19 protein-coding genes are annotated in these 20,589 nt (G+C 63.6%); 13 read left to right on the top strand and 6 right to left on the bottom strand.

Annotation, left to right across the window (positions count from 1 at the left end):
* Positions 1-40 precede the first annotated feature (40 nt).
* The 8 genes from ftsZ (at position 41) to FJ964_RS26020 (ending at position 10,010) form a co-directional block, all read left to right on the top strand.
* A complete protein-coding gene (ftsZ, locus tag FJ964_RS25985) occupies positions 41-1,723 on the top strand; it encodes a cell division protein FtsZ (protein ID WP_140553119.1) in 1,683 nt (560 codons plus the stop codon).
* 283 nt (positions 1,724-2,006) lie between these two features.
* Positions 2,007-2,957, top strand: a complete 951-nt coding sequence (gene lpxC / locus FJ964_RS25990; protein WP_140553120.1) for a UDP-3-O-acyl-N-acetylglucosamine deacetylase — start codon at positions 2,007-2,009, stop codon at positions 2,955-2,957.
* Between the two features lie 262 nt (positions 2,958-3,219).
* Entirely contained in the window at positions 3,220-4,089 is an 870-nt protein-coding gene (locus FJ964_RS25995) for an outer membrane protein assembly factor BamD (RefSeq protein ID WP_140553122.1), read from the top strand.
* A gap of 13 nt (positions 4,090-4,102) precedes the next feature.
* Positions 4,103-5,776: a DNA repair protein RecN gene (gene recN, locus FJ964_RS26000; protein ID WP_140553124.1), complete on the top strand. Its 1,674-nt coding sequence runs from the start codon at positions 4,103-4,105 to the stop codon at positions 5,774-5,776.
* 211 nt (positions 5,777-5,987) lie between these two features.
* On the top strand, positions 5,988-8,192 hold the full coding sequence (gene ligA / locus FJ964_RS26005) for an NAD-dependent DNA ligase LigA (RefSeq protein WP_140553125.1): 2,205 nt from the start codon (positions 5,988-5,990) through the stop codon (positions 8,190-8,192).
* Positions 8,192-8,884: a TIGR02453 family protein gene (locus tag FJ964_RS26010; protein WP_140553170.1), complete on the top strand. Its 693-nt coding sequence runs from the start codon at positions 8,192-8,194 to the stop codon at positions 8,882-8,884. Before ligA ends, FJ964_RS26010 begins: the two co-directional genes overlap by 1 nt.
* A gap of 104 nt (positions 8,885-8,988) precedes the next feature.
* The gene (locus tag FJ964_RS26015) at positions 8,989-9,717 is read left to right on the top strand and encodes an AzlC family ABC transporter permease (RefSeq protein ID WP_140553127.1); all 729 of its coding nucleotides are present in this window, start codon (positions 8,989-8,991) and stop codon (positions 9,715-9,717) included.
* Positions 9,714-10,010 (top strand): AzlD family protein, encoded by a 297-nt coding sequence (locus tag FJ964_RS26020; RefSeq protein WP_140553128.1) that lies wholly within the window; start codon positions 9,714-9,716, stop codon positions 10,008-10,010. The genes FJ964_RS26015 and FJ964_RS26020 overlap by 4 nt, the downstream gene beginning before the upstream one ends.
* A gap of 29 nt (positions 10,011-10,039) precedes the next feature.
* On the opposite strand, the gene FJ964_RS26025 is transcribed toward FJ964_RS26020, so the two are convergent.
* The 3 genes from FJ964_RS26025 to FJ964_RS26035 form a co-directional block, all read right to left on the bottom strand.
* Positions 10,040-11,884, bottom strand: coding sequence for an aminopeptidase P family protein (locus tag FJ964_RS26025; protein WP_140553130.1), 1,845 nt, complete (start codon positions 11,882-11,884; stop codon positions 10,040-10,042).
* 86 nt (positions 11,885-11,970) lie between these two features.
* Complete coding sequence (locus FJ964_RS26030) at positions 11,971-12,843, bottom strand: 50S ribosomal protein L11 methyltransferase (protein ID WP_140553131.1); 873 nt, start codon at positions 12,841-12,843, stop codon at positions 11,971-11,973.
* 10 nt (positions 12,844-12,853) lie between these two features.
* Complete coding sequence (locus FJ964_RS26035; RefSeq protein ID WP_140495247.1) at positions 12,854-13,432, bottom strand: SCO family protein; 579 nt, start codon at positions 13,430-13,432, stop codon at positions 12,854-12,856.
* Between the two features lie 218 nt (positions 13,433-13,650).
* Between FJ964_RS26035 and FJ964_RS26040 the strand changes: the two genes are divergently transcribed.
* The 3 genes from FJ964_RS26040 to FJ964_RS26050 all read left to right on the top strand — a co-directional run bounded on the left by FJ964_RS26040 (position 13,651) and on the right by FJ964_RS26050 (position 15,641).
* Positions 13,651-14,154, top strand: coding sequence for a CreA family protein (locus tag FJ964_RS26040; RefSeq protein WP_181172625.1), 504 nt, complete (start codon positions 13,651-13,653; stop codon positions 14,152-14,154).
* An 85-nt stretch (positions 14,155-14,239) separates the two neighbouring features.
* Positions 14,240-14,881 (top strand): DapH/DapD/GlmU-related protein, encoded by a 642-nt coding sequence (locus tag FJ964_RS26045; protein WP_140553134.1) that lies wholly within the window; start codon positions 14,240-14,242, stop codon positions 14,879-14,881.
* Between the two features lie 331 nt (positions 14,882-15,212).
* On the top strand, positions 15,213-15,641 hold the full coding sequence (locus FJ964_RS26050) for a low affinity iron permease family protein (RefSeq protein WP_181172626.1): 429 nt from the start codon (positions 15,213-15,215) through the stop codon (positions 15,639-15,641).
* Positions 15,642-15,647: 6 nt separating this feature from the next.
* Here FJ964_RS26050 and FJ964_RS26055 read toward each other — a convergent pair whose 3' ends face one another.
* Complete coding sequence (locus tag FJ964_RS26055) at positions 15,648-16,514, bottom strand: SDR family NAD(P)-dependent oxidoreductase (protein WP_140553136.1); 867 nt, start codon at positions 16,512-16,514, stop codon at positions 15,648-15,650.
* 157 nt (positions 16,515-16,671) lie between these two features.
* Between FJ964_RS26055 and FJ964_RS26060 the strand changes: the two genes are divergently transcribed.
* Entirely contained in the window at positions 16,672-16,953 is a 282-nt protein-coding gene (locus FJ964_RS26060; protein ID WP_140553137.1) for a hypothetical protein, read from the top strand.
* 4 nt (positions 16,954-16,957) lie between these two features.
* Here FJ964_RS26060 and FJ964_RS26065 read toward each other — a convergent pair whose 3' ends face one another.
* Entirely contained in the window at positions 16,958-17,533 is a 576-nt protein-coding gene (locus tag FJ964_RS26065; protein WP_140553139.1) for a TMEM175 family protein, read from the bottom strand.
* Between the two features lie 334 nt (positions 17,534-17,867).
* On the opposite strand from FJ964_RS26065, the gene FJ964_RS26070 reads away from it, so the two are divergent.
* The gene (locus tag FJ964_RS26070) at positions 17,868-19,076 is read left to right on the top strand and encodes an MFS transporter (RefSeq protein ID WP_140553141.1); all 1,209 of its coding nucleotides are present in this window, start codon (positions 17,868-17,870) and stop codon (positions 19,074-19,076) included.
* Between the two features lie 12 nt (positions 19,077-19,088).
* Here the strand turns inward: FJ964_RS26070 and FJ964_RS26075 are convergent, their stop codons facing one another.
* Complete coding sequence (locus FJ964_RS26075; RefSeq protein ID WP_140553142.1) at positions 19,089-20,561, bottom strand: MATE family efflux transporter; 1,473 nt, start codon at positions 20,559-20,561, stop codon at positions 19,089-19,091.
* Positions 20,562-20,589: the final 28 nt, after the last annotated feature.

Genomic DNA, 20,589 nt, shown 5'->3' on the forward strand with positions numbered 1-20,589 from the left:
CGCGGCGGCGAAGCGGCAGGAAAGGCAAAGGACGGAGACAATGACCATCAATCTGCAAAAGCCGGACATCACCGAGCTTAAGCCACGCATCACCGTGTTCGGCGTCGGCGGCGGCGGCGGCAACGCCGTCAACAACATGATCACCGCCGGTCTGCGTGGCGTCGAGTTCGTTGTCGCCAACACCGACGCGCAGGCGCTGACCATGTCGAAAGCTGACCGGCTGATCCAGCTCGGCGCGCATGTCACCGAGGGACTCGGCGCCGGATCGCAGCCGGAAGTCGGCCGCGCGGCGGCGGAAGAATGCATCGACGAGATCATCGATCACCTGTCCAACACCCATATGTGCTTCGTCACCGCGGGCATGGGCGGCGGCACGGGCACGGGAGCGGCGCCGGTTGTGGCGCGCGCCGCCCGGGAGAAGGGCATCCTCACGGTCGGCGTCGTCACCAAGCCGTTCCATTTCGAAGGCCAGCGCCGCATGAAAACTGCGGATTTCGGCATCGAGGAGCTGCAGAAATGCGTCGACACGTTGATCGTCATCCCCAACCAGAACCTGTTCCGGCTGGCCAATGACAAGACCACCTTCGCCGACGCGTTCGCCATGGCCGACCAGGTGCTCTATTCGGGTGTAGCCTGCATCACCGACCTGATGGTCAAGGAAGGCCTGATCAATCTCGACTTCGCGGACGTTCGTTCGGTAATGCGCGAGATGGGCAAGGCGATGATGGGCACCGGCGAGGCATCGGGCGAGGGCCGCGCGATGGCGGCCGCGGAAGCCGCGATCGCCAACCCGCTCCTCGACGAGACCTCGATGAAGGGGGCCAAGGGCCTGCTGATCTCGATCACCGGCGGCCGCGACCTGACGCTGTTCGAAGTCGACGAAGCGGCGACCCGCATCCGCGAGGAAGTCGACCAGGACGCCAACATCATCCTGGGCGCCACTTTCGACGAGGAGCTCGAAGGCGTCATCCGCGTCTCGGTTGTCGCCACCGGCATCGACAAGTCGGCGGCCGAAATCGCTGCCGCGCCGATCTCGATCCGCACCGCGCCGCAGAAGCCGGCCGCCCGCCCGGCCGTTGCCGCGGTGGAAAGCCGCCCCGCGCCGGTCCAGCAGGCTGCGTACGAGCCGCGCACCGCCGATCCTGTCGCGGAAGCGATCCAGATGGCCGAAGCAAACGCCGCGGCGATGGCGCAAGCCCGTCCGGCGCCGGTTGCCCATGCGGATGATTTCCGTCCGCAGAGCAAGATCTTCCAGGCTCCGCCGGCGCAGCCGCAGCCGATCGTGCAGCCCGTGGTCCAGCAGATGCAGCCGGCGCCCCAGCCGCGCGAGATCCTGCGTGAAGTCCAGCAGCCGGTCGCGATGGCTCCCCAGCGCATGCCGCGCGTCGAGGACTTTCCGCCTGTCGTGAAGGCCGAGGTCGACGCCAAGAGCCGACCCGCCGACCATGAGAACAGCGGACCGATGGGGCTCCTGAAGCGTCTGACCAATGGCCTGACGCGCCGTGAGGAAGAGCCGGCACGCCTGCAACCGGCGCAGCCGCGCGAGCCCAAGCTGCGTCAGGCCGCGCCGGAAGTGCGCCGTCTGGCAAGCCAGGACGCGCAGCTCTACGCGCCGCGTCGCGGCCAACTCGACGACCAGGGCCGCTTGACGCCGCAGGCCAGGGCGACTCAGGACGACGACCAGCTGGAGATTCCGGCCTTCTTGCGCCGCCAGGCCAACTGAGCGGTTAACGGGCTGTAACAATTGTTAACAGGCAAGCAAGCAATTGCTTGCCTGTTAACGTTTAAAGGGATGCAAATTCAAGCACTTAAGACACCATCCATACCTCGGTAGCGGTTACAAAGGGTAAGAAACCGTGATTTGGACTATCCCTGCCGGGACATTATCTTCGCTGCCTACCGTCGTCGGTTTGCCGGGATTTCGGGGGAAGTGACCTGGCCTGCCGATTTTTTACAAGAGAGCCGCGCCCTCGGGCTGGAGAAGCGGACCTAGGCATTTCGGGCTTATGGGGATTGTCTTGCACGACTATCAGACGACAGTGAAGACGCGCGCGTCGCTTACGGGCACCGGCGTTCACAGCGGCAAGGAAGTTTCCATCAGCTTTCTCCCGGCGGATGCCGACACCGGCATCGTTTTCCAGCTTTTCAGTCAGAACGGGCAAGGCCGCGAGTTCCGCGCCCTGTTTTCCGAGATCGGCGCAACCGACCTGTGCACCATGCTCGGTGATCCCTCTGGCGAGCACATCGCCACGGTCGAGCACATCATGGCGGCGCTGTTCGGGCTCGGCATCGACAACGTCATCATCGAGATCGACGGCCATGAGGTCCCTATCCTCGACGGCAGCGCCATGGCGTTCGTCGAGGCCATAGACCAGGCCGGCATCGAAACGCTGTCGGTCAAGCGGCGCTACATCCGGATCGTCAAGCCGGTCCGCATCGAGAACGGTGCCTCCTGGGCTGAGTTCAGGCCCTATGATGGTACCCGCTTCGAGGTCGAGATCGATTTCGAGAGCCCGGCGATCGGCCGGCAGCTGTTCGCGTCCGACATCAATGCGGACATTTTCCGCCGCGACATCGCGCGCGCCCGCACCTTCGGCTTCATGAAGGACGTCGAGCGGCTGTGGGCGGCGGGCTATGCGCTGGGATCCTCGCTCGAGAATTCGCTGGTGATCGGTGACGACAACCGCGTCATCAACATGGGCGGCTTGCGCTATCCCAACGAATTCGTACGACACAAGACGCTGGATGCCATGGGCGACCTGGCGTTGGCCGGGGCCCGCTTCATCGGCTGCTTCCGCTCCTATCGTGGCGGCCATAGGCTGAATGCGGCCGCCTTGCGGCGCGTGCTGTCGGACCGTACCGCATTCGAGGTCGTCGAAACGACTCGCCGCGAGCGCGGCCGTGCGGCCGAGATGAGCACCGTCAACGCGCCTCTCTATGCGCCCTGGATGATCTGAGTCACAGCCACTTTCCGGATACCATCGCAGCTCGCTGGTGTTGCATGAATGCATCATTTGCCGGCGAAATCGCAGGGATGCTCCGGGGCGGCCCGGCCGCCACAAAAATGTTCGATTGCCTAGACATAGCGTTGCCGGGCAAGGCGGTTATGGTTTATGGCTGCTGCCGTCGATAGTGCATGTCGCCTGGAAGTGGGGACCAGTTTTGGGGAAACGATATGCAACAGGCACTGAAATAACGCCGAAAGGGCGCAATCCAATCATGTTCTTCAAGCGAGTTGGTCAATTGAAAGCGCCGCAGCGGTCCGTTTTCCTGGCGCTTTCGGTGGTTGTTCCATCGCTCTTCCTGTCTGCTTGCATGTCCTCGGAAAAAGATATCGACCTGTCGACCTATGTCGATCAGACCGAGCCGGCGGACGTTCTTTACAACCAAGGCCTCGCCAATTTGAATGCCGGACGTCTCGACGAGGCGAGCAAGAAGTTCGACGCGGTCGACCGCCAGCATCCTTATTCGGAGTGGGCCCGCAAATCGATGGTGATGGGCGCCTTCGCCGACTATCGCAAGGGCAGCTACGACGAAGCGATCTCGTCGGCCAAGCGTTATCTGACGCTGTATCCGTCAACGGATGACGCGGCTTATGCGCAGTACATTATCGGCCTTAGCTACTACCGCCAGATCAAGGACGTGACGCAGGATCAGAAGGAAGCGCGCCAGACCGTGCAGACGATGCAGGATCTCGTGACGCGCTGGCCTGATTCAGAATATGTCGATGACGCCAAGGAAAAGATCCGCTTCGCCAACGACCAGCTCGCCGGCAAGGAGATGCAGATCGGCCGCTACTATCTCGAACGCCGCGAATACATCGCCGCGGTCAAGCGCTTCCGCAATGTGGTCGAGAACTATTCCAACACCCGCCATGTCGAGGAGGCGCTGGCGCGCCTGACCGAGAGCTATTATGCGATGGGCCTGACTTCGGAGGCGCAGACCGCCGCCGCCGTTCTCGGCACCAACTATCCCGACAGCCCATGGTACAAGGATTCCTACAAGCTCCTGCAGAGCAACGGGCTTGCGCCGCGCGAGAATGCCGGGTCGTGGATATCCAAGGCCGGGAAACTGATCACCGGCGCCTGATGCAGGCGTAACCATGCTTTCCAGGCTATCGATCCGCGATATCGTCCTGATCGAGAAGCTGGATATCGACTTCCAGCCCGGTCTCTCGGTGCTGACGGGCGAGACCGGCGCCGGAAAATCCATCCTGCTCGACGCCCTGTCCTTGGCACTTGGGGCTCGCGGTGACGCTTCCCTGGTGCGCCACGGCGCGGCACAGGGCCAGGTGATTGCCGTGTTCGACGTGCCGCGCAACCATCCGGTGCGCGCGCTGCTTGCCGAGAATGCGATCGAGGACGACGGCGACATCATCCTGCGCCGCTTGCAGACGGCGGACGGCCGCACCCGCGTCTTCGTCAACGACCAGCCGTCCAGCGTGACGCTGATGCGCGACGTCGGCCGCGCGCTGGTCGAGATCCACGGCCAGCACGACGAACGCGCGCTTGTCGATCCCGGTGCCCATCGCGACGTGCTCGACGCTTTCGGCGGCCATCTCGGCGCCGTCCGGTCGACGGGCGAGGCCTGGCGGCATTGGCGCGCCTGCGAGCAGGAGCTCTCGCGCCATCGTGCCAAAGTGGCGGCGGCGGCACGCGAAGCGGACTACCTGCGCGCAGCGGTCGCGGAACTGACCAAGCTCGATCCGCAGCCGGGTGAGGAAACTGAGCTTGCCGACTTGCGCACCCACATGATGCGGGCCGAGAAGATCGCCTCCGAAATCCATGACGCACAGGACGTGCTTTCGGGTCCATCCTCGCCCTTGCCGCAACTGGCCAGCCTGCTCAGGCGGTTGCAGCGCAAGGCCGGCGAGGCCCCAGGGCTGCTCGACGAAGTGGTCAAGTCGCTGGATGAGGCGATGCTGTCGCTCGACGCGGCGCAGTCGGGCGTCGAGGCGGCCTTGCGCGCCACCGAATATGATCCGCAGCGGCTGGAAAAAGCGGAAGAGCGGTTGTTTTCGCTGCGCGCGGCATCGCGCAAGCACAGCGTTGCCGTCGATGATCTGGCGCAATTGCGTGACACGATGGTTGCCGATCTTGCCGATCTCGACGCCGGCGAAGAGCGCCTGCACGGGCTGGAAAAGCAGGCGGCCGCCGCGCGCGAGGCCTATGACATCGCCGCCGCGCAGTTGTCTTCGCTTCGCCATGCGGCGGCGGTCGGCCTGACCAAGGCGGTAATGGCCGAACTGCCGGCGCTGAAGCTCGAACGCGCTGCCTTCATCGTCGAGATGAAGAGCGAGGCCGAGAGCCGCATGGAAGAGGGCATCGACCAGATCGAGTTCTGGGTGCGCACCAATCCCGGCACGCGGCCCGGGCCGATGATGAAGGTTGCTTCCGGCGGCGAGCTTTCGCGCTTCCTGCTGGCGCTGAAGGTGGCGCTGGCCGACCGGGGCTCGGCGCCGACGCTGGTCTTCGATGAAATCGACACGGGTGTGGGCGGCGCCGTGGCGGATGCCATCGGCCAGCGGCTGGCAAGATTGTCGAAGCGCGTGCAGGTGCTCTCTGTCACGCATGCGCCGCAGGTGGCGGCCCGCGCGGCGACGCATTTCCTGATCTCCAAATCCGGCAGTACCGACAAGGTCGCGACCGGCATCGCCGAAATGGACCGGGCGGCGCGCCAGGAAGAGATCGCTCGCATGTTGGCCGGGGCCACCATCACCGACGAGGCGCGCGCTGCGGCCGAGAGGTTGCTGCGGGAGAACACGGCGGCTGCCTGAAAGCTCGGTTTTCGCGAAGGCGAGTCAGGATATGGCTGCATCCTGCTGTTCAGGAATGATTTTTTCGCAGGCCGGCTCCCTCCTGCCAAATCCTGATTTATAGTGGCGCCCAACCAAAGCGCGCCGCGCCTTGGTTATTGTTTTGCGCATGTCGTTGCCCCAAAATCGCACCATATTTTGGGCGGCGTGCATTGGTCAGGGAAGCCGTGCGATGTCTGAAAGACCCGTCGATTCACTCAGTGAGAGCGAAGCCGAAGCGGAGCTGAAGCGCCTGGCGCAGGAGATCGCGGAGCATGACCGCCGCTACCATACCGAGGACGCGCCTGTTATCACCGACGCGGCCTATGATGCGCTGACCCGGCGCAACCTTGCCATCGAGCAGCGCTTTCCCGCCCTGGTGCGCGAGGATTCGCCATCGCGCAGGGTGGGTGCCGCGCCGGCGGAGGGCTTTGCCAAGGTGCGCCATGCGGTGCCCATGCTCAGCCTCGCCAAGGCTTATACCGACGAGGACGTCGCCGATTTCATCGAACGCGGCCGGCGCTTCTTCGACCGCGACAAGGATCTCGACATCGCCTTCACGGCCGAACCCAAGATCGACGGCCTGTCGGCGTCGCTGCGTTACGAGAACGGCGTGTTCGTGCAGGGCGCAACGCGCGGCGATGGCGCTGTCGGCGAAGACATCACCGCCAATCTCAGGACCATCGCCGATATACCCGGCAGGCTGAAAGGCTCGGGCTGGCCCGAAACCCTCGAGATTCGCGGCGAGGTCTATATGACCTATGCCGAATTCGAGGCGCTGAAGGCACGCTCGGCGGCCGCCGGCGGCCAGGACTATGTCAATCCGCGCAACACGGCGGCCGGCTCGCTGCGCCAGAAGGATCCCTCCGTCACCGCCAGCCGCAACCTCAAATTCTTTGCCTATGCCTGGGGCTACACGACAGCCGATCCCGCTCCGACACAATACGATTCGGTGCAGAAATTCGCGGAATGGGGCTTCAAAGTCAGCCCGCTGATGGTGCGGGCAAAGTCGGTCGACGAGCTGATCGCGCATTATCACCGCATCGAGGAGCAGCGCTCCTCGTTGGGTTACGACATCGACGGTGTCGTCTACAAGGTCGACCAGCTGGAGTTGCAGCGCCGGTGGGGCTTCGTAACCGGCGAACCGCGCTGGGCCATCGCGCACAAATTTCCGGCCGAACAGGCGATGACGACCGTGCAGAAGATCGACATCCAGGTCGGGCGCACCGGCACGCTGGCGCCTGTCGCGCGGCTTGCACCGGTGACCGTCGGCGGCGTCGTGGTCGAGAACGTCACGCTGCACAATGAGGACTACATCAAGGGTTTCGACAGCAACGGCCAGCCGATCCGCGACGGCATCGACGTGCGCATCGGCGACACTGTGGTGATCCAACGGGCAGGGGATGTCATTCCGCAGATCGTCAGCGTCGTCGTCGACAAGCGCCCTCCCGATGCCGTGCCTTACGAATTCCCACATATTTGCCCGATCTGCGGCTCGCCGGCGACGCGCGAGATCAACGAGAAGACCGGCAAGGAGGATTCCCGCAGGCGTTGCACGGGCGAACTGATCTGCCCCGCGCAAGCCGTGGAAGGGCTGCGCCACTTCGTGTCGCGCGGGGCCATGGACATAGAGGGCCTGGGCGCGGAAAACATCGACCTGTTCTTCAATGCGGGCCTGGTCAAGACGGCCGCCGACATCTTCACGCTCAGGGACCGGCGTCCTGCGGTCACCAAGGCACTGGCCGAGCGGCGCGAGGAGCAGGCGAGGCAGCGCGAGGCGGCGTCCGGCAAGACGCGCAAGAATGTGCGCAGCGTCGAGGACCGCAACTATGAAGGGTTGGACAAGCTGTTCGCCGCCATCGATGCGCGCCGCGAACCGGAGCTCGACCGCTTCATCTTTGCGCTTGGGATCCGCCATATCGGCGAAACGACGGCAGCCGTGCTTGCCCGGACGTTTTCGACAATCGAGGAACTGATCCGCGTCGGCAAGGAGACCGCGGCGGCTGACGACCCGCATAGTGTCTTTCCGTCGATCAACGGCATCGGCGATACGGTGATCAACGCGCTTGCCGATTTCTTCGGCAATGAGCGCAATGACGACGTGCTTGACGCGTTGCTCGAGCAGGTCAGGCCGAAGCCGTATGTCGTTACCGTCTCGGCCGACAGCGTGGTCGCGGGCAAGACCGTCGTGTTCACGGGCTCGCTGGAAAAGATGACGCGTTCCGAAGCCAAGGCGATGGCCGAACGGCTGGGGGCCAAGGTGGCGGGCTCGGTTTCGGCCAAGACCGATCTGGTGGTTGCGGGGCCCGGCGCCGGCTCGAAACTCAAGCTTGCCAGTGAACTCGGCATCGAGGTCATAGACGAGGACGCGTGGCTGCAGCGGATCGGCAAGGCATGATGTCAAGCGAATTCAAGGGATTCGGCCAGAAGGCTATTCCGTTCCTGAAGGCGCTCGATTTCCACCAGAGCCGCGAGTGGTTCATAGAGAATCGCGACCTGTTCGAACAGGAATTGCGCGATCCGCTGGGCGATCTGGTGGAGACGCTCACATGCCGTTTCGGCGAGGCCGGGCTCGGCCTCAAGGGCGACCGCAAGAAATCATTGTTCCGGATCAACCGGGACGTGCGTTTCGCAAAGGACAAGCGGCCTTACAACCGGCATCTGTCGGCGATCCTGTCGCCCGACGGCACCAAGATGGAGCAGGGCGTGTTCTATGTCCATGTCGGGCTGGAACGCTGCTTCGCCGACATTGCCTGGTGGCAGCCCGCCCCGGAACTGTTGCTCGCCATGCGCAAGGCGATCGCAGCAAGGCCGGACAGGTTCCGCGCCCTGGTGGCCGCCTTGAAGAAGAATGGTCTGGAATTCGAGACGGAAGGCCGCATGAAGCGCACGCCGCGCGGCTTCGAGCATGTCGGCGATTCCGATTTGGCCGAGGCGATCCGCAACCGCCATTTCTATGTGCAGCATGTCATCGATCCGGCGGGGATCCACACTGCGGCGCTGGTCGACGAGCTGGTCGATTTCACCATGCGCGCCAAGCCGCTGCTCGACTGGGGCAGGGCGATAGAGGGCAAGATCGCGCAGGGCTAGGATTGGTCCCGGCGATCATTTCCGCTGATCGTTGGGCTCAACCGAATTCGTGTGACAAGGCGGGCCACGCTACCTAGATCAGGCCATTCTCCTGGGAGTTATCGATGGTGTCGGACGCAATCTCCGAGCACGGCGCAAAGAGCGATTTCTGGCAAGGCGTGCGGCTTTCCATGCCGGTCGTTGTGGCGTCGGCGCCGTTCGCGGTGCTGTTCGGGGCGCTGGCCGTCGACAATGGCTTTTCGGTGTTCGAAGCCTTCCTGATGAGCGCGCTGATATTCGGCGGTGCCAGCCAGATGGTCGGCATCGAGCTGTTCGGCCAGCACGTCGCGCCCTGGCTGATCGTGCTGTCGATCTTCGCCGTCAATTTTCGCCATGTGCTCTATTCTGCCGGCATTGGCCGGCGCATAGCGCACTGGCCCGTGGTCAGCCAAGCGCTCGGCTTCTTCATCCTCACCGATCCGCAATTCGCCGTCGCCGAGGCGAGGGCGCAGTCCGGCGAGACGGTCGGCTTCGCCTGGTATCTCGGGCTCGGCCTGCCGGTCTATATATTCTGGGTGATCGAAAGCGCGCTCGGCGCGGTGTTCGGCAAGCTTATCCCCGACACGCATGCGCTGGGCATCGATTTCCTGCTGCCGATCTATTTCCTTGGCCTGGTGATGGGCTTCCGCAAGCGGCCGTTGTGGCTGCCGGTGGTCGTCGCCAGTGCTTGCGCCTCCATCATCGCCTACAAGACAATAGGTTCGCCCTGGCACGTCTCGATCGGCGCCATTGCCGGCGTGCTGCTGGCCGTCATCCTGCCGCCGCACCACTCAGGCGTGAAGATACGGCCATGAGCACGACGTTCTGGATCATCATCGCCGGCGCGATCGCCACTTATCTCACCCGCGTCGGCGGGCATCTGGTCATCTCGCGCTTCGACAACATCCATCCACGCGTCGAGGCCGGCCTCAACGCCGTGCCGGCGGCGGTGCTGACGACGCTGGTGGCGCCCGAGCTGTTGAATGCCGGCCCGGCGGAATGGGCGGCATTGGTCGTTACCGCCGCGGTTTCGCTGCGCGGCGGGCTGATGGCGATGTTTTTGGCGGGGGCTGCGATGCTGATCCTGGCGCGGCAGTTCGTGGGATAGAGTTCGAGGCGCCAACGGTCGAAGTTAGATCAAACCTTCGCGTCGTGCGGCAGCGGCGCAGTTGCCTTCTCCAGCCAGGCCAGCGTCTCGCCGTCGAGCATCGGGCCTATCTCGGCCAGCACGCGGGCGTGGTAGGTGTCGAGCCAATGCAGCTCGTCGCGGGTCAACAAATCCGAGCGCACCAGCCTGACGTCGATCGGCGCCAGGGTCAGCGTCTCGAAACCGTGCATGGCGATGTCACCGCCATCGATCTGGGCGGCCGGCGTCACCAGGATGAGGTTCTCGATTCGGATGCCGTAGGAACCTTCCTTGTAGTAGCCCGGCTCGTTGGACAGCATCATGCCTTCGAGCAGCTTTTCAGTGCCGGTGCGGGCGATGCGTTGCGGGCCTTCGTGCACGGCCAGATACGAGCCGACGCCATGGCCGGTGCCGTGCGCGAAGTCGCAGCCATGCTTCCACAGCGCCATGCGGGCGACGGCATCGATTTCCGAGCCGCGCGTGCCGGCGGGGAAACGCAGCGTGGAAATGCCGATCATGCCTTTCAGCACCAGCGTGAAACGTTCGCGCATTTCCTCGGTCGGCTGGCCGATCGGCACGGTGCGGGTGATGTCGGTGGTTCCGTCCTGATATTGGGCGCCGGAATCGAGCAGGAACAGCTCGCCGGCCTGGAGCTTGCGGCTGGTGGCGCGTGAGACGCGGTAATGCATGATGGCGCCGTTCGGGCCGGCGCCCGAAATGGTGTCGAAGGAGACGTCGCGCAGCGGCATTTGCGTTTCTTCGCCGGTCTGCCGGCGCGTCTCTTCCAGCCGGGTGACGACCGCGATCTCGTCGAGCGAGCCGGGCTTCTGACGATCGAGCCAGCACAGAAGCTTGGCCACGGCTGCGCCGTCGCGGCGATGCGCGGCGCGCGAGCCGTTGATCTCGGCCTGGTTCTTGGTGGCGCGCGGGATGCGAGCCGGGTCGGGGGCGGCAATCACCTCGCCGCCATTGTCCTCGACCAGCATGCGCAGCTTGTCGGCGGCCAAAACTGGGTCTAGCGCGATTTTCGCCCCGCTTTTGGCCAGCGCCACGACCGCCGCCTCGAATTCACGGGGCTCATGGGGCTCGGCGAGCTGAGTGAGATACGCCGCAACCTGGCGCGAGAATTTTCGGCTGTCCATGAATAGCTGGTGCGATCCGTCGGCGGCGAGGATGGCGAAGCCGAGCGCCAGCGGCGTGTGCGGCACGTCGCCGCCACGGATGTTGAAGGCCCAGGCGATCGAGGAGGGATCGGTCAGCACGGCATGGGTGGCGCCCTCCTTGCCGATCGCCGCCGCCAGCCGCGCCAGCTTGTCCTTGGCGAGCTCGCCGGCAAAGCCGATGGGATGGAGTTCGACAGGAGCGACCGGTGCATCCGGCTGATCCTTCCAGATGATGTCGATCGGGTTCGCCTCGAGCGGCACCAGTACGGCGCCGGTCTTGTCGGCCGAGGCCTGCAGCGCCTTGATCTCGCCGATCGTGTGCAGCCAGGGATCGAAGCCGAGCCGCGCGCCCTTGCCAAGGTTGTCCTTGAGCCAATTTGCAGGCGGATTGTCGACCAGGCTCTCGATCGAGAAGATACCGAGATCGACCTCGCCGCGCACCTGCAGCGTATAGCGTCCGTCGACGAAGATGAAGGCGCGGTCGCGCAGGATGATGGCAACGCCGGCGGAGCCGCTGAAGCCGGTCAGCCATTTCAGCCGCGCCGAGCGGTCGGCGACATATTCGCCCTGATGCTCGTCGGCGCGGGGAACGACAAATCCATCCAGGCCGTTTTCCGCCAGCCATTGGCGCAGCAGCGCCACGCGCGGTCTGCCGACGGCCGGATCGCCAGCGGAATCAAAGGTCTGGAACATGGTGGCGTCTCCCTCGGATAGTGCCCGACCGTAGCGCATGGAGCTGGAAACCGGAATCGATTTCAGCAGGGCCAGACGGGGCTGCGTCACCGTTTGAGATGGATCGTCACCCAGCCTTCGCGGTGCAGCGTTCTGACATGGCGAAAACTCTGGCCTACATAGGCGGAGATCACCGCGTCGCGCTGCCGGTCGAGGATGCCTGACAGCACCAGCGAGCCGCCGAGGCTGATGTGTCGCGCCATTTCCGGCGCAAGCCGCATCAGCGGCCGCGCCAATATGTTGGCGATGATCAGGTCGAAAGGCGCACGCCTGGCAAAGATCGGATGGTGGAATCCGGGCGCGGTCACCGTCTCCACCAGCGCCTTGACGTGGTTGAGCCGCGCATTGGCGGCGGCAACGCTTACTGCTACGGGATCGATGTCGGTCGCCAGCACGGGAATATGGAAGAGCTTGGCCACGGCGATGGCCAGCACCGCGCTGCCGGTGCCGAGGTCGAGCGCGTTGCGCGGCCGCTCGCGCCGCGTCACCTTTTCCAGCATTTCCAGGCATCCGGCGGTGGTGCCGTGGTGGCCGGTGCCGAAGGCCAGCCCCGCTTCGATCTCGATGGCAAGCTCGCCACTATGGCGTTTGCGGCGATCATGCGCGCCATGCACGAAGAAACGGCCGGCACGCACCGGTTTCAGCCCTTCCAGCGAGCGCGCCACCCAGTCGATATCGGGCAAGGTCTCGCGCTCGACCGGCCTGGACAGGGCCAGCCCTGCCAGAATGTCCTTCACCCGCGCCTCGACCGCATCGACATCGCCGTCGGCATAGAGAGAGACTTCATGAATGTCCGCGTCCTCATCGACCTCCAGCACCGCGATCGGCAAGCCTTCGTCCTCGAAGGCGGCATCGAGGGCGGCGAAAATTCTGGCGGATTCGATCTTGCCGGCGGTGAAATGGAGCCGCGTCTGGGTCATGGATTTCGCATCAGCCCTTGGCCGCGAGGCGTTTGAGCTTTTCCACGGCGGTGTCGGCGCTTTCTCCATAGGCGATCGTGCCGGCGAAATCGCCCTTGCCGTTGAGCAGCAGCACCGAGGCGGTATGGTCCATCGTGTAGTCGCCGTCGCCGGTGTCGACCTTCTTCCAATAGATACCGAAGGACTTCGCCATGGCGTGGACCTTGTCTGGGTCGCCCGATATGCCGGTGATGCGGTCAGAGAAATTGCTGACATAGGCGTTCATGACCGCGGGGGTGTCGCGCTCCGGATCGACCGAGACGAAATAAGCATGCAGGTTCTTGCCGTCGTCGCCGAGCGTCTTAAGCCAACCGGACAGTTCGAACAGCGTGGTCGGGCAGACCTCTGGGCAATGGGTGAAGCCGAAGAAGACGACACTGGGGTGGCCCCGGAAGGCGGCCTCGGTGATCGGCGCGCCTTTCTGGTCGACCAGCGTAAAGGCGGCACCGAAAGGCTCGCCCCCATAGTGGCCGCGATACCAGTCGAAGGTCAGCCAGCCTATGCCGGCCGCCATCAGGACGAGAATGCCGACCAGTATTGAGCGCATCATCAGTAGGATTCCGTCTTGTAATTTCATCGGCATGCGCGGCCATTGCCAGGCAGCCGTTGGTTCGGCGAACAGTCTTAGCGGTTCGACCGGGTACACGCAAAGGTGCCGCGTTGACGCAACCGGCCGTGACGTATGCCAGCGTTTTGATCGAGTCCCGCGGCTTGCAATGCTATGTTCTTCGCACCACCTGAGACCGGCAACTCGAACCGGAGGTTATCTTGCAACGACTGACTGGGCGAATATTGATCGGCGGCGCCTTGGCCGCGTGCCTTGTCCTTGGCGCCGGTGCCGCAGTCGCCGATGAAGTCGGCAAAGTCGGCGTCGACTGGCTCGGCAACGACATCATCGTCGAAGCGATCAAGGACCCGAAGGTGGACGGCGTCACCTGCCACGTGTCCTATTTCGACCGCGGCATCATCGACCGTCTGCACAAGGGCAACTGGTTCGAGGATCCTTCCGATTCCTCGATTTCGTGCCGCCAGACCGGTCCGATCACCATCGGCGACATCGACATGAGCGAAGGCGGCGAGGAGGTGTTCAAGCAAGGCATCAGCCTGATCTGGAAGAAGCAGGTGGTGAACCGCATCTACGACAAGGCCAACGAGACTCTGATCTACCTCTCGCATTCGCGCCAGGTGCAGAACGGCTCTGCCAAAATGTCGATCACCACCGTGCCGCTCTACGGCCAGAACGTGGTGTGGACCAAGGGCAAACCGAAATAGAGGGCGCGGTTCTTTCGTGCAATTGACCCGACCGACAATTGCTGCCGACTTGCGGGAGTTATTGCCCTGACGTAAAGCCGCCAGTATGGACCCTTCCGAAAATCTCGTGCTGAAAGACCCTGAGCCGCGTATCCATCCGACGGCGGAGCTGAAAGCATGCAAGCTCGGCCGCTACGCCTCGATCGGCGAGCGGGTGGTGCTGCGCGAAGTGAGCGTCGGCGATTTTTCTTATTTCGAGCGGCACGCCGAGGCGATCTACACGAGCATCGGCAAATTCTGCTCGGTCGCCGCCAACAGCCGCATCAATGCGCTGGACCATCCGATCGAGCGGCTGACCCAGCACAAGGTCAGCTACCGGCCCAACGAATATTTCCGCTGGCTGGGCGTCGATGCCGCATTCCGCGAACGGCGCCAGGCGAAGGCCGTGAGTATCGGCCATGACGTGTGGATCGGCCACGGGGCCGTGATCATGCCCGGCCTCACCATCGGCAATGGCGCCGTCATCGGCGCCAATGCCGTCGTCACGCATGACGTGCCGCCCTATACGATCGTCGCCGGAGTGCCGGCCAAGCCGCTTCGGCCGCGCTTCGCAGCCGATATCGCGGCGCGGATCGAGGCTCTCGCCTGGTGGAACTGGCCGGTCGAAAAGCTCGCCAGCGCCGTTCCCGACATGCAGGCCACGACCATCGAGACCTTCCTGGACCGCTGGGAAAATCACGCCGCGTGAGTTCGCGCCGGCGCGGCTGAAGAGCACGCGCATTTGCGCCAAAGGCGCGCTTCAGGGAACCACTGTGCGAGCGCTCCGGACTGAACCCCTTCCGTCATGCGGGGGTGGCGCAACGGAAGGGGCTGGAGGTAAACCGCTGTGAAGCGGAAGGAACAGGCCTGTTTGCCTGCACGTTTACGATGGCATCAAACTCATAAGGCGTGTTTTCTGTCGCATGCGCGCTGCGCGTGTATTTGATTGTGCCGGTTGTATATGTTGCGGCCGGGAACCTTGAAGGGCCGCCATTTGTTTCTCCTGCATCAGAATGCTGGGCTGTTTTTAGGGAACTTCGATGATCGAGAAGCTTTTCACCAAGATCGCCAATACGGTCGCCCATCTTGCCGGGCTGCCGCTGACATTCGCCGCTTGCTGCCTGATCGTCATCGTCTGGGCCGTGAGCGGACCTTTCTTCGACTTCTCGGACACCTGGCAGCTCGTGATCAACACCGGGACCACCATCATCACCTTCCTGATGGTGTTTCTCATCCAGAACACCCAGAACCGCGACGGTGCGGCGATCCAGGCGAAGCTTGACGAACTGATCCGGGTGAGCCGCGCTCATAACCATTTCATCGGCATCGAGCACCTGACGGAATCCGAGGTCGAGGAGATTCGCGCCAAATGCGAACGGGCGGCGAAGCGGCACGACCGCAAGATCGCCGAAATGGCGGCCAAAAAGACTGCGGCGCAGAAGCAGGGAGCCAGAAAGTCCGCGGCCTGAGAGAGCTCAGTCTTTCATGAATGTCGCGAACGCATCCTTGTGGTCGGGGTGCCAGCGCGACAGAGCAGGGCGGTTTTCGATGATATCGCCGATCGCCCAGGCCATGCGTTTCTCATCCAGCGGGCGCGTTACCTCGTTGTCAGGGCACAGGATGTAGAACTCGCGCTTTGTCAGGGATTCCAGCATGAAATCAATGACCTGTTCGCCAGTCCAGGCGCCGGCCGGCTTCTCGGTCGCGCCCTCGGTCAGGCCGGTATAGGTGAAGCCGGGAATGAGCAGATGCGCCGACAGATGGGCGCCAGGTTCGTTGCGCAGGGCATGCGCCAGTCCCTCGGTGAAGGTCTTTACGCCCGCCTTGGAGACGTTGTAGGCAAGGTTTCCAGGCGGCGTGGTGATGCCTTGCTTGGAGCCGGTGTTGACGATCAGGCCCGGCTGGCGGGCCCCCAGCATGCGGGGCACGAAGGCTTCGACACCATGCACGACGCCCCAGAAATTGATGTCCAGCAGCTGCTTCCAAGCGTCGCGGTTCTCCCACGGCTTGCCCGGGTTGTTGCCGATACCAGCATTGTTCATCAGCAGCGACACATTGCCGAAGGCGCCAAAGGCTCTTTCGGCGAGACGATCCACGTCTTGTGCCTTCGAAACGTCGGCAGCGACGGCCAGCACGGCATCGTCGCCGGCGATGGCGGACACAATACGGGCCGCATCCTCAAGACGCGGGCCGGCGACATCGGCAAGCACGATCTTCATGCCCAGGAGAGCCAGCCGCTTCGCGGCCGCAAGACCAATGCCGCTGGCGGCACCGGTAATGACGGCGGCATTGCCCGAACCAAGCGCGGGCAGGGCGGTCTGGATCTCGATGTCGGTCAGCATGGGCGGCGGATTCCTTCTTGCGATGGCGCCGAACTTAGCGCCGGGGCGGGCTGGCGCAAGCCTCCATCCGACTGCCTGCTTTTTCGACAGGCATTGGGGCCGGGTTGACCGGTCCGGCCGAGACTGCGCATGGTGCCCGCAAAAGGAGATTTCCCGATTGACGGACTGGATCGAAATCCTGAAGCAGCAGACCGCCACCGGCGATCAGATGAGCCGCGAAGTGCCGCAGATGCTGGCTAATCCGGAGATCAGCGAAGCACAGGTGAAGACGCTGTTTTCGGCTTTGGAAAAACAGGCGGATTTCGTCGAGAAGCTGCGCATGGCGCTAGAAAAGTTCGGCCATGATTTTGCGGTCATCAAGGCGGCGGAACGGCTGGAAGAGCGCTACGCCGATCTTGCCGCGTCGGTGGCCGAGAAGCTGAAAGCGATGCGCGAATAGATCCCTATTTTTCGATCACGCGTGCGAAACGCCTGTCCGGCACCAGCCAGACAAGGGCAACCAGCACATAGATCGCAACGCCGATCCACTGGCTGATGAAGGTCAGCGGGATGGCGCAGAGATAGGCGACAAGCGAGATCTTGCCCTTGCGGTCGTTGCCGATCGCCTTGGCAAAGGCCGTATCGTTTCCGTGCAGCCTGTGGAGCGTCACGACGAGAATGGTGAAGGCAATGGCGCACAGCGCGAGATCGGCGCCGTAGACGGCGACCGGTACCGGCGCGAAATGGTTTTCGCCCATGAAGGCCGTCGTCACCGGCATCAGCGACAGCCAGAACAGGAGATTGAGGTTCGCCCACAACACGCGGCCGTCGACCCGCTGCACGGTGTGGAACATATTGTGCAGATTGTTCCAGTAGATGCCGACATTGATGAAAGACAGCACGTAGCTGAAGAAGATCGGCCATAGCGGCAGCAAGGTCGAGAGATCCTCGCCATGCGGCACCTTCAGTTCAAGCACCATGATGGTGATGATGATGGCCACGACACCGTCGGTGAATGCCTCGACCCTGCCTTTGCCCATGAGTTGCGCCTTTTGCCCGGAGCCGATTGTCGAAAGACGGTAAACCGTTAGCTGATGTTGCCGGGCCGATAAACGCCATTCGATAAATTTCTCAACTATCTCGGGGAAACTCCCCTGTCGGGATCGCACAAGGTGTCTCCTGCAAGTCGGGGATTGCACACGACAGGATGTCGTGACGGATCGGAACCATTGGTTCCGATCCGAGCCCGTTCAGTCGGCCGGTTCCGGTCCACGCAACATCCACCATGCTGTCAGGAGCCTGCCGGCCGGCCGGAACGTTGGGGATAAGGGAGCGTTGAGGTCGCGATCCCTGAAACGACGAAGAGGTTTGGCCATGGCCTTTCGTGACTTGGCGCATACGCGCAACGAAGCAGGCGGCGAGGCTCTCGCAATCCCGGTGGTCGCCACAATGATCGCCGTTCTGTTCGCCGGCAGCACCGTGCTGACGCCGCTCTACATTATCTACAAGCAGCAATTCGGCTTTTCACAGATCACGCTGACGCTGGTCTACGCGGTCTATGTCGTCGGCAATCTCGGCGCCCTGCTGATGTTGGGCGGCGCGTCGGATGTCATTGGGCGCCGGCCTGCCGCTCTCGCAGCCATGGCCGTCGCCGTCGCCAGCGCGCTTGTCTTTCTGTTCGCCAACAATGTCGTTTCGCTCGATGTGGCGCGCGTCCTGAGCGGGCTTGGCATCGGTGTCGGCGCGGGGACCGGAACGGCATGGATCGCCGAGCTTCTGCCCGACGCGGACAAGGCGCGCGCCAGCGTCATCGCCACCAGCACCAATTTCCTCGGCCTGGGTTTCGGCGCACTCGTCTCGGGACTGTTGGCGCAGTATGAACCGTGGCCCTTGCGCCTGGTCTTCATTGTCTATCTGGCGGTGCTTGTGATCGTCTCCATCCTGGTCTGGCGTACACGCGAAACGGTGGCGGAGCCTGGCGGCCTCGGGCAGATTTCCATGCGGCCGCACTTTGCCGTGCCGGATGAAATCCGCGCGCGCTTCGTCGCGCCGGCGGTGACCGGTTTCGGCGCCATGGCGCTGGTCGGCTTCTACGCAGCGGTGGCGCCAAGCATCCTTGCGCAGCAACTGCATGAGACGAACCATGCTGTCGCCGGTGCGCTGTTCTTCGAATTGGCGATCGTCACCGCGCTCAGCATCGTAGCGTTGAAGCAAATGCAGAGCGGCAAGGCCATGCTGGCCGCGCTGGCGTTGATGATTCCCAGCATCCTCATGGTGGTGGCGGCGCAGATGCTGGCGTCGATGGCCCTGATGATTGCCGCCACCGCCTGCTGCGGCCTGACGGCCGCACTCGGCTATCGTGGCAGCCTGCAGGTGGTGAACGAGATCGCACCGGAGGATCGCCGCGCGGAAGTGGTATCCAGCTTCTTCATCTGCTGCTTTATCGGCAATGCCTTGCCCGTCATCGGCATTGGCATCATCTCGACCTATGCCAGCCCCATCGCGGCCAGCCTGGCGTTCGCCGCGATGATCATCGTGTTTGCGCTGGTCGCGCTGGGCTTTGGGTTGAAAAACAGGCCTTGAGAGCGGCCAGCCTCAGCCGTTCGGCGTCTCGGGGGAAAGATGGGCGCGTTGCCGCGGCACGCCGAGCCCGGTGTCGGGCGGCTCGCCGGCGGCCGGCCTGTTCTCGATCATATGCAAAGTGCGCCAGCCGCCGAAGCGGTAATAGCCCGCGGCCAGCAGCAGGGAGGTGATCGAGCCGGCGGGGAAACTCCACCACAGCGCTTCCTCGCCGATCACATCCCGCATGAAATAGGCAAAGCCGGTGCGCACGACCAGTACTGAGATCACCAGGATGACCAACGGCGGCATCACGGCGCCCGTGGCGCGTACGGTGGCGAACAGCACGATGGTGATGCCGAACAGGATGAACGACCAGGACGCGACGTTGTTGATGTGAGCGGCGATGTCTATCGCCGCGCTGTCGCGGCTCAGGAACAGACTGAGGATCGAGCGGTCGAAGACCCATAGAAGTGCCACGAGAGCGCCGGTCAGCACCAGGTTGAAGCCCACGCCTGACGCAGCGATGCGGCTGATGCGGTCCCAGCGGCCGGCACCGACATTCTGGGCCGCCATCGAGGACACGGCCGCGCCGATGGCAAGCGCGGGCATCTGGATGTAGGTCCATAACTGCGCGGCGATGCCGTAGGCGGCGGCCACCTGCGAGCCGTAGGAATTGACGATGCCCATCACCGTCAGGGCCGCGGCCGAAATCACGATCATCTGCAAACCCATCGGCATCCCCTTTAAGACGACGACGCGCAGCAAGGCGGGATCCGGCCGCAGCAGCGCCAGATTGGCGCCGGCCAGACGCAACGGGTGCTTGCGGACATAGAGCACGATCAGGATGGCAATGACGCTCACTGTCTGGCCCACAAGCGTCGAGATTGCCGAGCCTGCGATGCCGAACTCGGGGAACGGCCCGACGCCGCGGATGAGCAGTGGGTTCAAGATGATATCGAGCACGACGGCGAGCGCCATGAAAAAGAACGGCGTGCGCGAATCGCCGGCCCCGCGCAGCACCGTCATGACAAAGGACAGAAGGTTCATCATTGGCACGGCCACGAAGATGATGCGCAAATAGGAGCGCGCCAGCGGCAAGGCGTCGGGCGGTGTACCGAGCGCGCCCAGAATGGCGTCGACCCAGATCCAGCCGCAGACGGCGAACAGCATCGAGACGAAGAAGAAGAAGGTGGCGCTGGTGCCGACGATGCGGCGCGCCTCGGGCAGGTCGCGGGCGCCGACCGATTGCGCCACCAGTATGGTGGCCGCCATGCCGATGCCGAACACCGTGCCGAGGATGAGGAACAGCACCAGGTTGGCATTGGAGGTGGCGGTGAGCGCGGATTCGCCGAGGAAGCGGCCGACCCAGACGGCGTTGACCGAGCCATTGAGCGATTGCAGCACGTTGGAGCCGAGCACCGGCAGGGCGAACAGCAGGAGCGTGCGTGGAATGGGGCCGCTGGTCAGGTCACCGGTGCGCCGGCGCGCGGGCATCTTTTCATCCATGGCGGGCAATCCGGCAAAGCTGGTTCTT

The organism is Mesorhizobium sp. B2-3-2 (genome assembly GCF_006442295.1).
Classification (GTDB): Bacteria; Pseudomonadota; Alphaproteobacteria; order Rhizobiales; family Rhizobiaceae; genus Mesorhizobium.

Excerpts from the sequence above, each read along its gene's own strand:
- ftsZ (WP_140553119.1), top strand. The coding sequence starts at position 41 with ATGACCATCAATCTGCAAAAGCCGGACATCACCGAGCTTAAGCCACGC.
- lpxC (WP_140553120.1), top strand. The coding sequence starts at position 2,007 with ATGGGGATTGTCTTGCACGACTATCAGACGACAGTGAAGACGCGCGCG.
- FJ964_RS25995 (WP_140553122.1), top strand. The coding sequence starts at position 3,220 with ATGTTCTTCAAGCGAGTTGGTCAATTGAAAGCGCCGCAGCGGTCCGTT.
- recN (WP_140553124.1), top strand. The coding sequence starts at position 4,103 with ATGCTTTCCAGGCTATCGATCCGCGATATCGTCCTGATCGAGAAGCTG.
- ligA (WP_140553125.1), top strand. The coding sequence starts at position 5,988 with ATGTCTGAAAGACCCGTCGATTCACTCAGTGAGAGCGAAGCCGAAGCG.
- FJ964_RS26010 (WP_140553170.1), top strand. The coding sequence starts at position 8,192 with ATGTCAAGCGAATTCAAGGGATTCGGCCAGAAGGCTATTCCGTTCCTG.
- FJ964_RS26015 (WP_140553127.1), top strand. The coding sequence starts at position 8,989 with ATGGTGTCGGACGCAATCTCCGAGCACGGCGCAAAGAGCGATTTCTGG.
- FJ964_RS26020 (WP_140553128.1), top strand. The coding sequence starts at position 9,714 with ATGAGCACGACGTTCTGGATCATCATCGCCGGCGCGATCGCCACTTAT.
- FJ964_RS26025 (WP_140553130.1), bottom strand. The coding sequence starts at position 11,884 with ATGTTCCAGACCTTTGATTCCGCTGGCGATCCGGCCGTCGGCAGACCG.
- FJ964_RS26030 (WP_140553131.1), bottom strand. The coding sequence starts at position 12,843 with ATGACCCAGACGCGGCTCCATTTCACCGCCGGCAAGATCGAATCCGCC.
- FJ964_RS26035 (WP_140495247.1), bottom strand. The coding sequence starts at position 13,432 with ATGATGCGCTCAATACTGGTCGGCATTCTCGTCCTGATGGCGGCCGGC.
- FJ964_RS26045 (WP_140553134.1), top strand. The coding sequence starts at position 14,240 with ATGGACCCTTCCGAAAATCTCGTGCTGAAAGACCCTGAGCCGCGTATC.
- FJ964_RS26050 (WP_181172626.1), top strand. The coding sequence starts at position 15,213 with ATGATCGAGAAGCTTTTCACCAAGATCGCCAATACGGTCGCCCATCTT.
- FJ964_RS26055 (WP_140553136.1), bottom strand. The coding sequence starts at position 16,514 with ATGCTGACCGACATCGAGATCCAGACCGCCCTGCCCGCGCTTGGTTCG.
- FJ964_RS26065 (WP_140553139.1), bottom strand. The coding sequence starts at position 17,533 with ATGGGCAAAGGCAGGGTCGAGGCATTCACCGACGGTGTCGTGGCCATC.
- FJ964_RS26070 (WP_140553141.1), top strand. The coding sequence starts at position 17,868 with ATGGCCTTTCGTGACTTGGCGCATACGCGCAACGAAGCAGGCGGCGAG.
- FJ964_RS26075 (WP_140553142.1), bottom strand. The coding sequence starts at position 20,561 with ATGGATGAAAAGATGCCCGCGCGCCGGCGCACCGGTGACCTGACCAGC.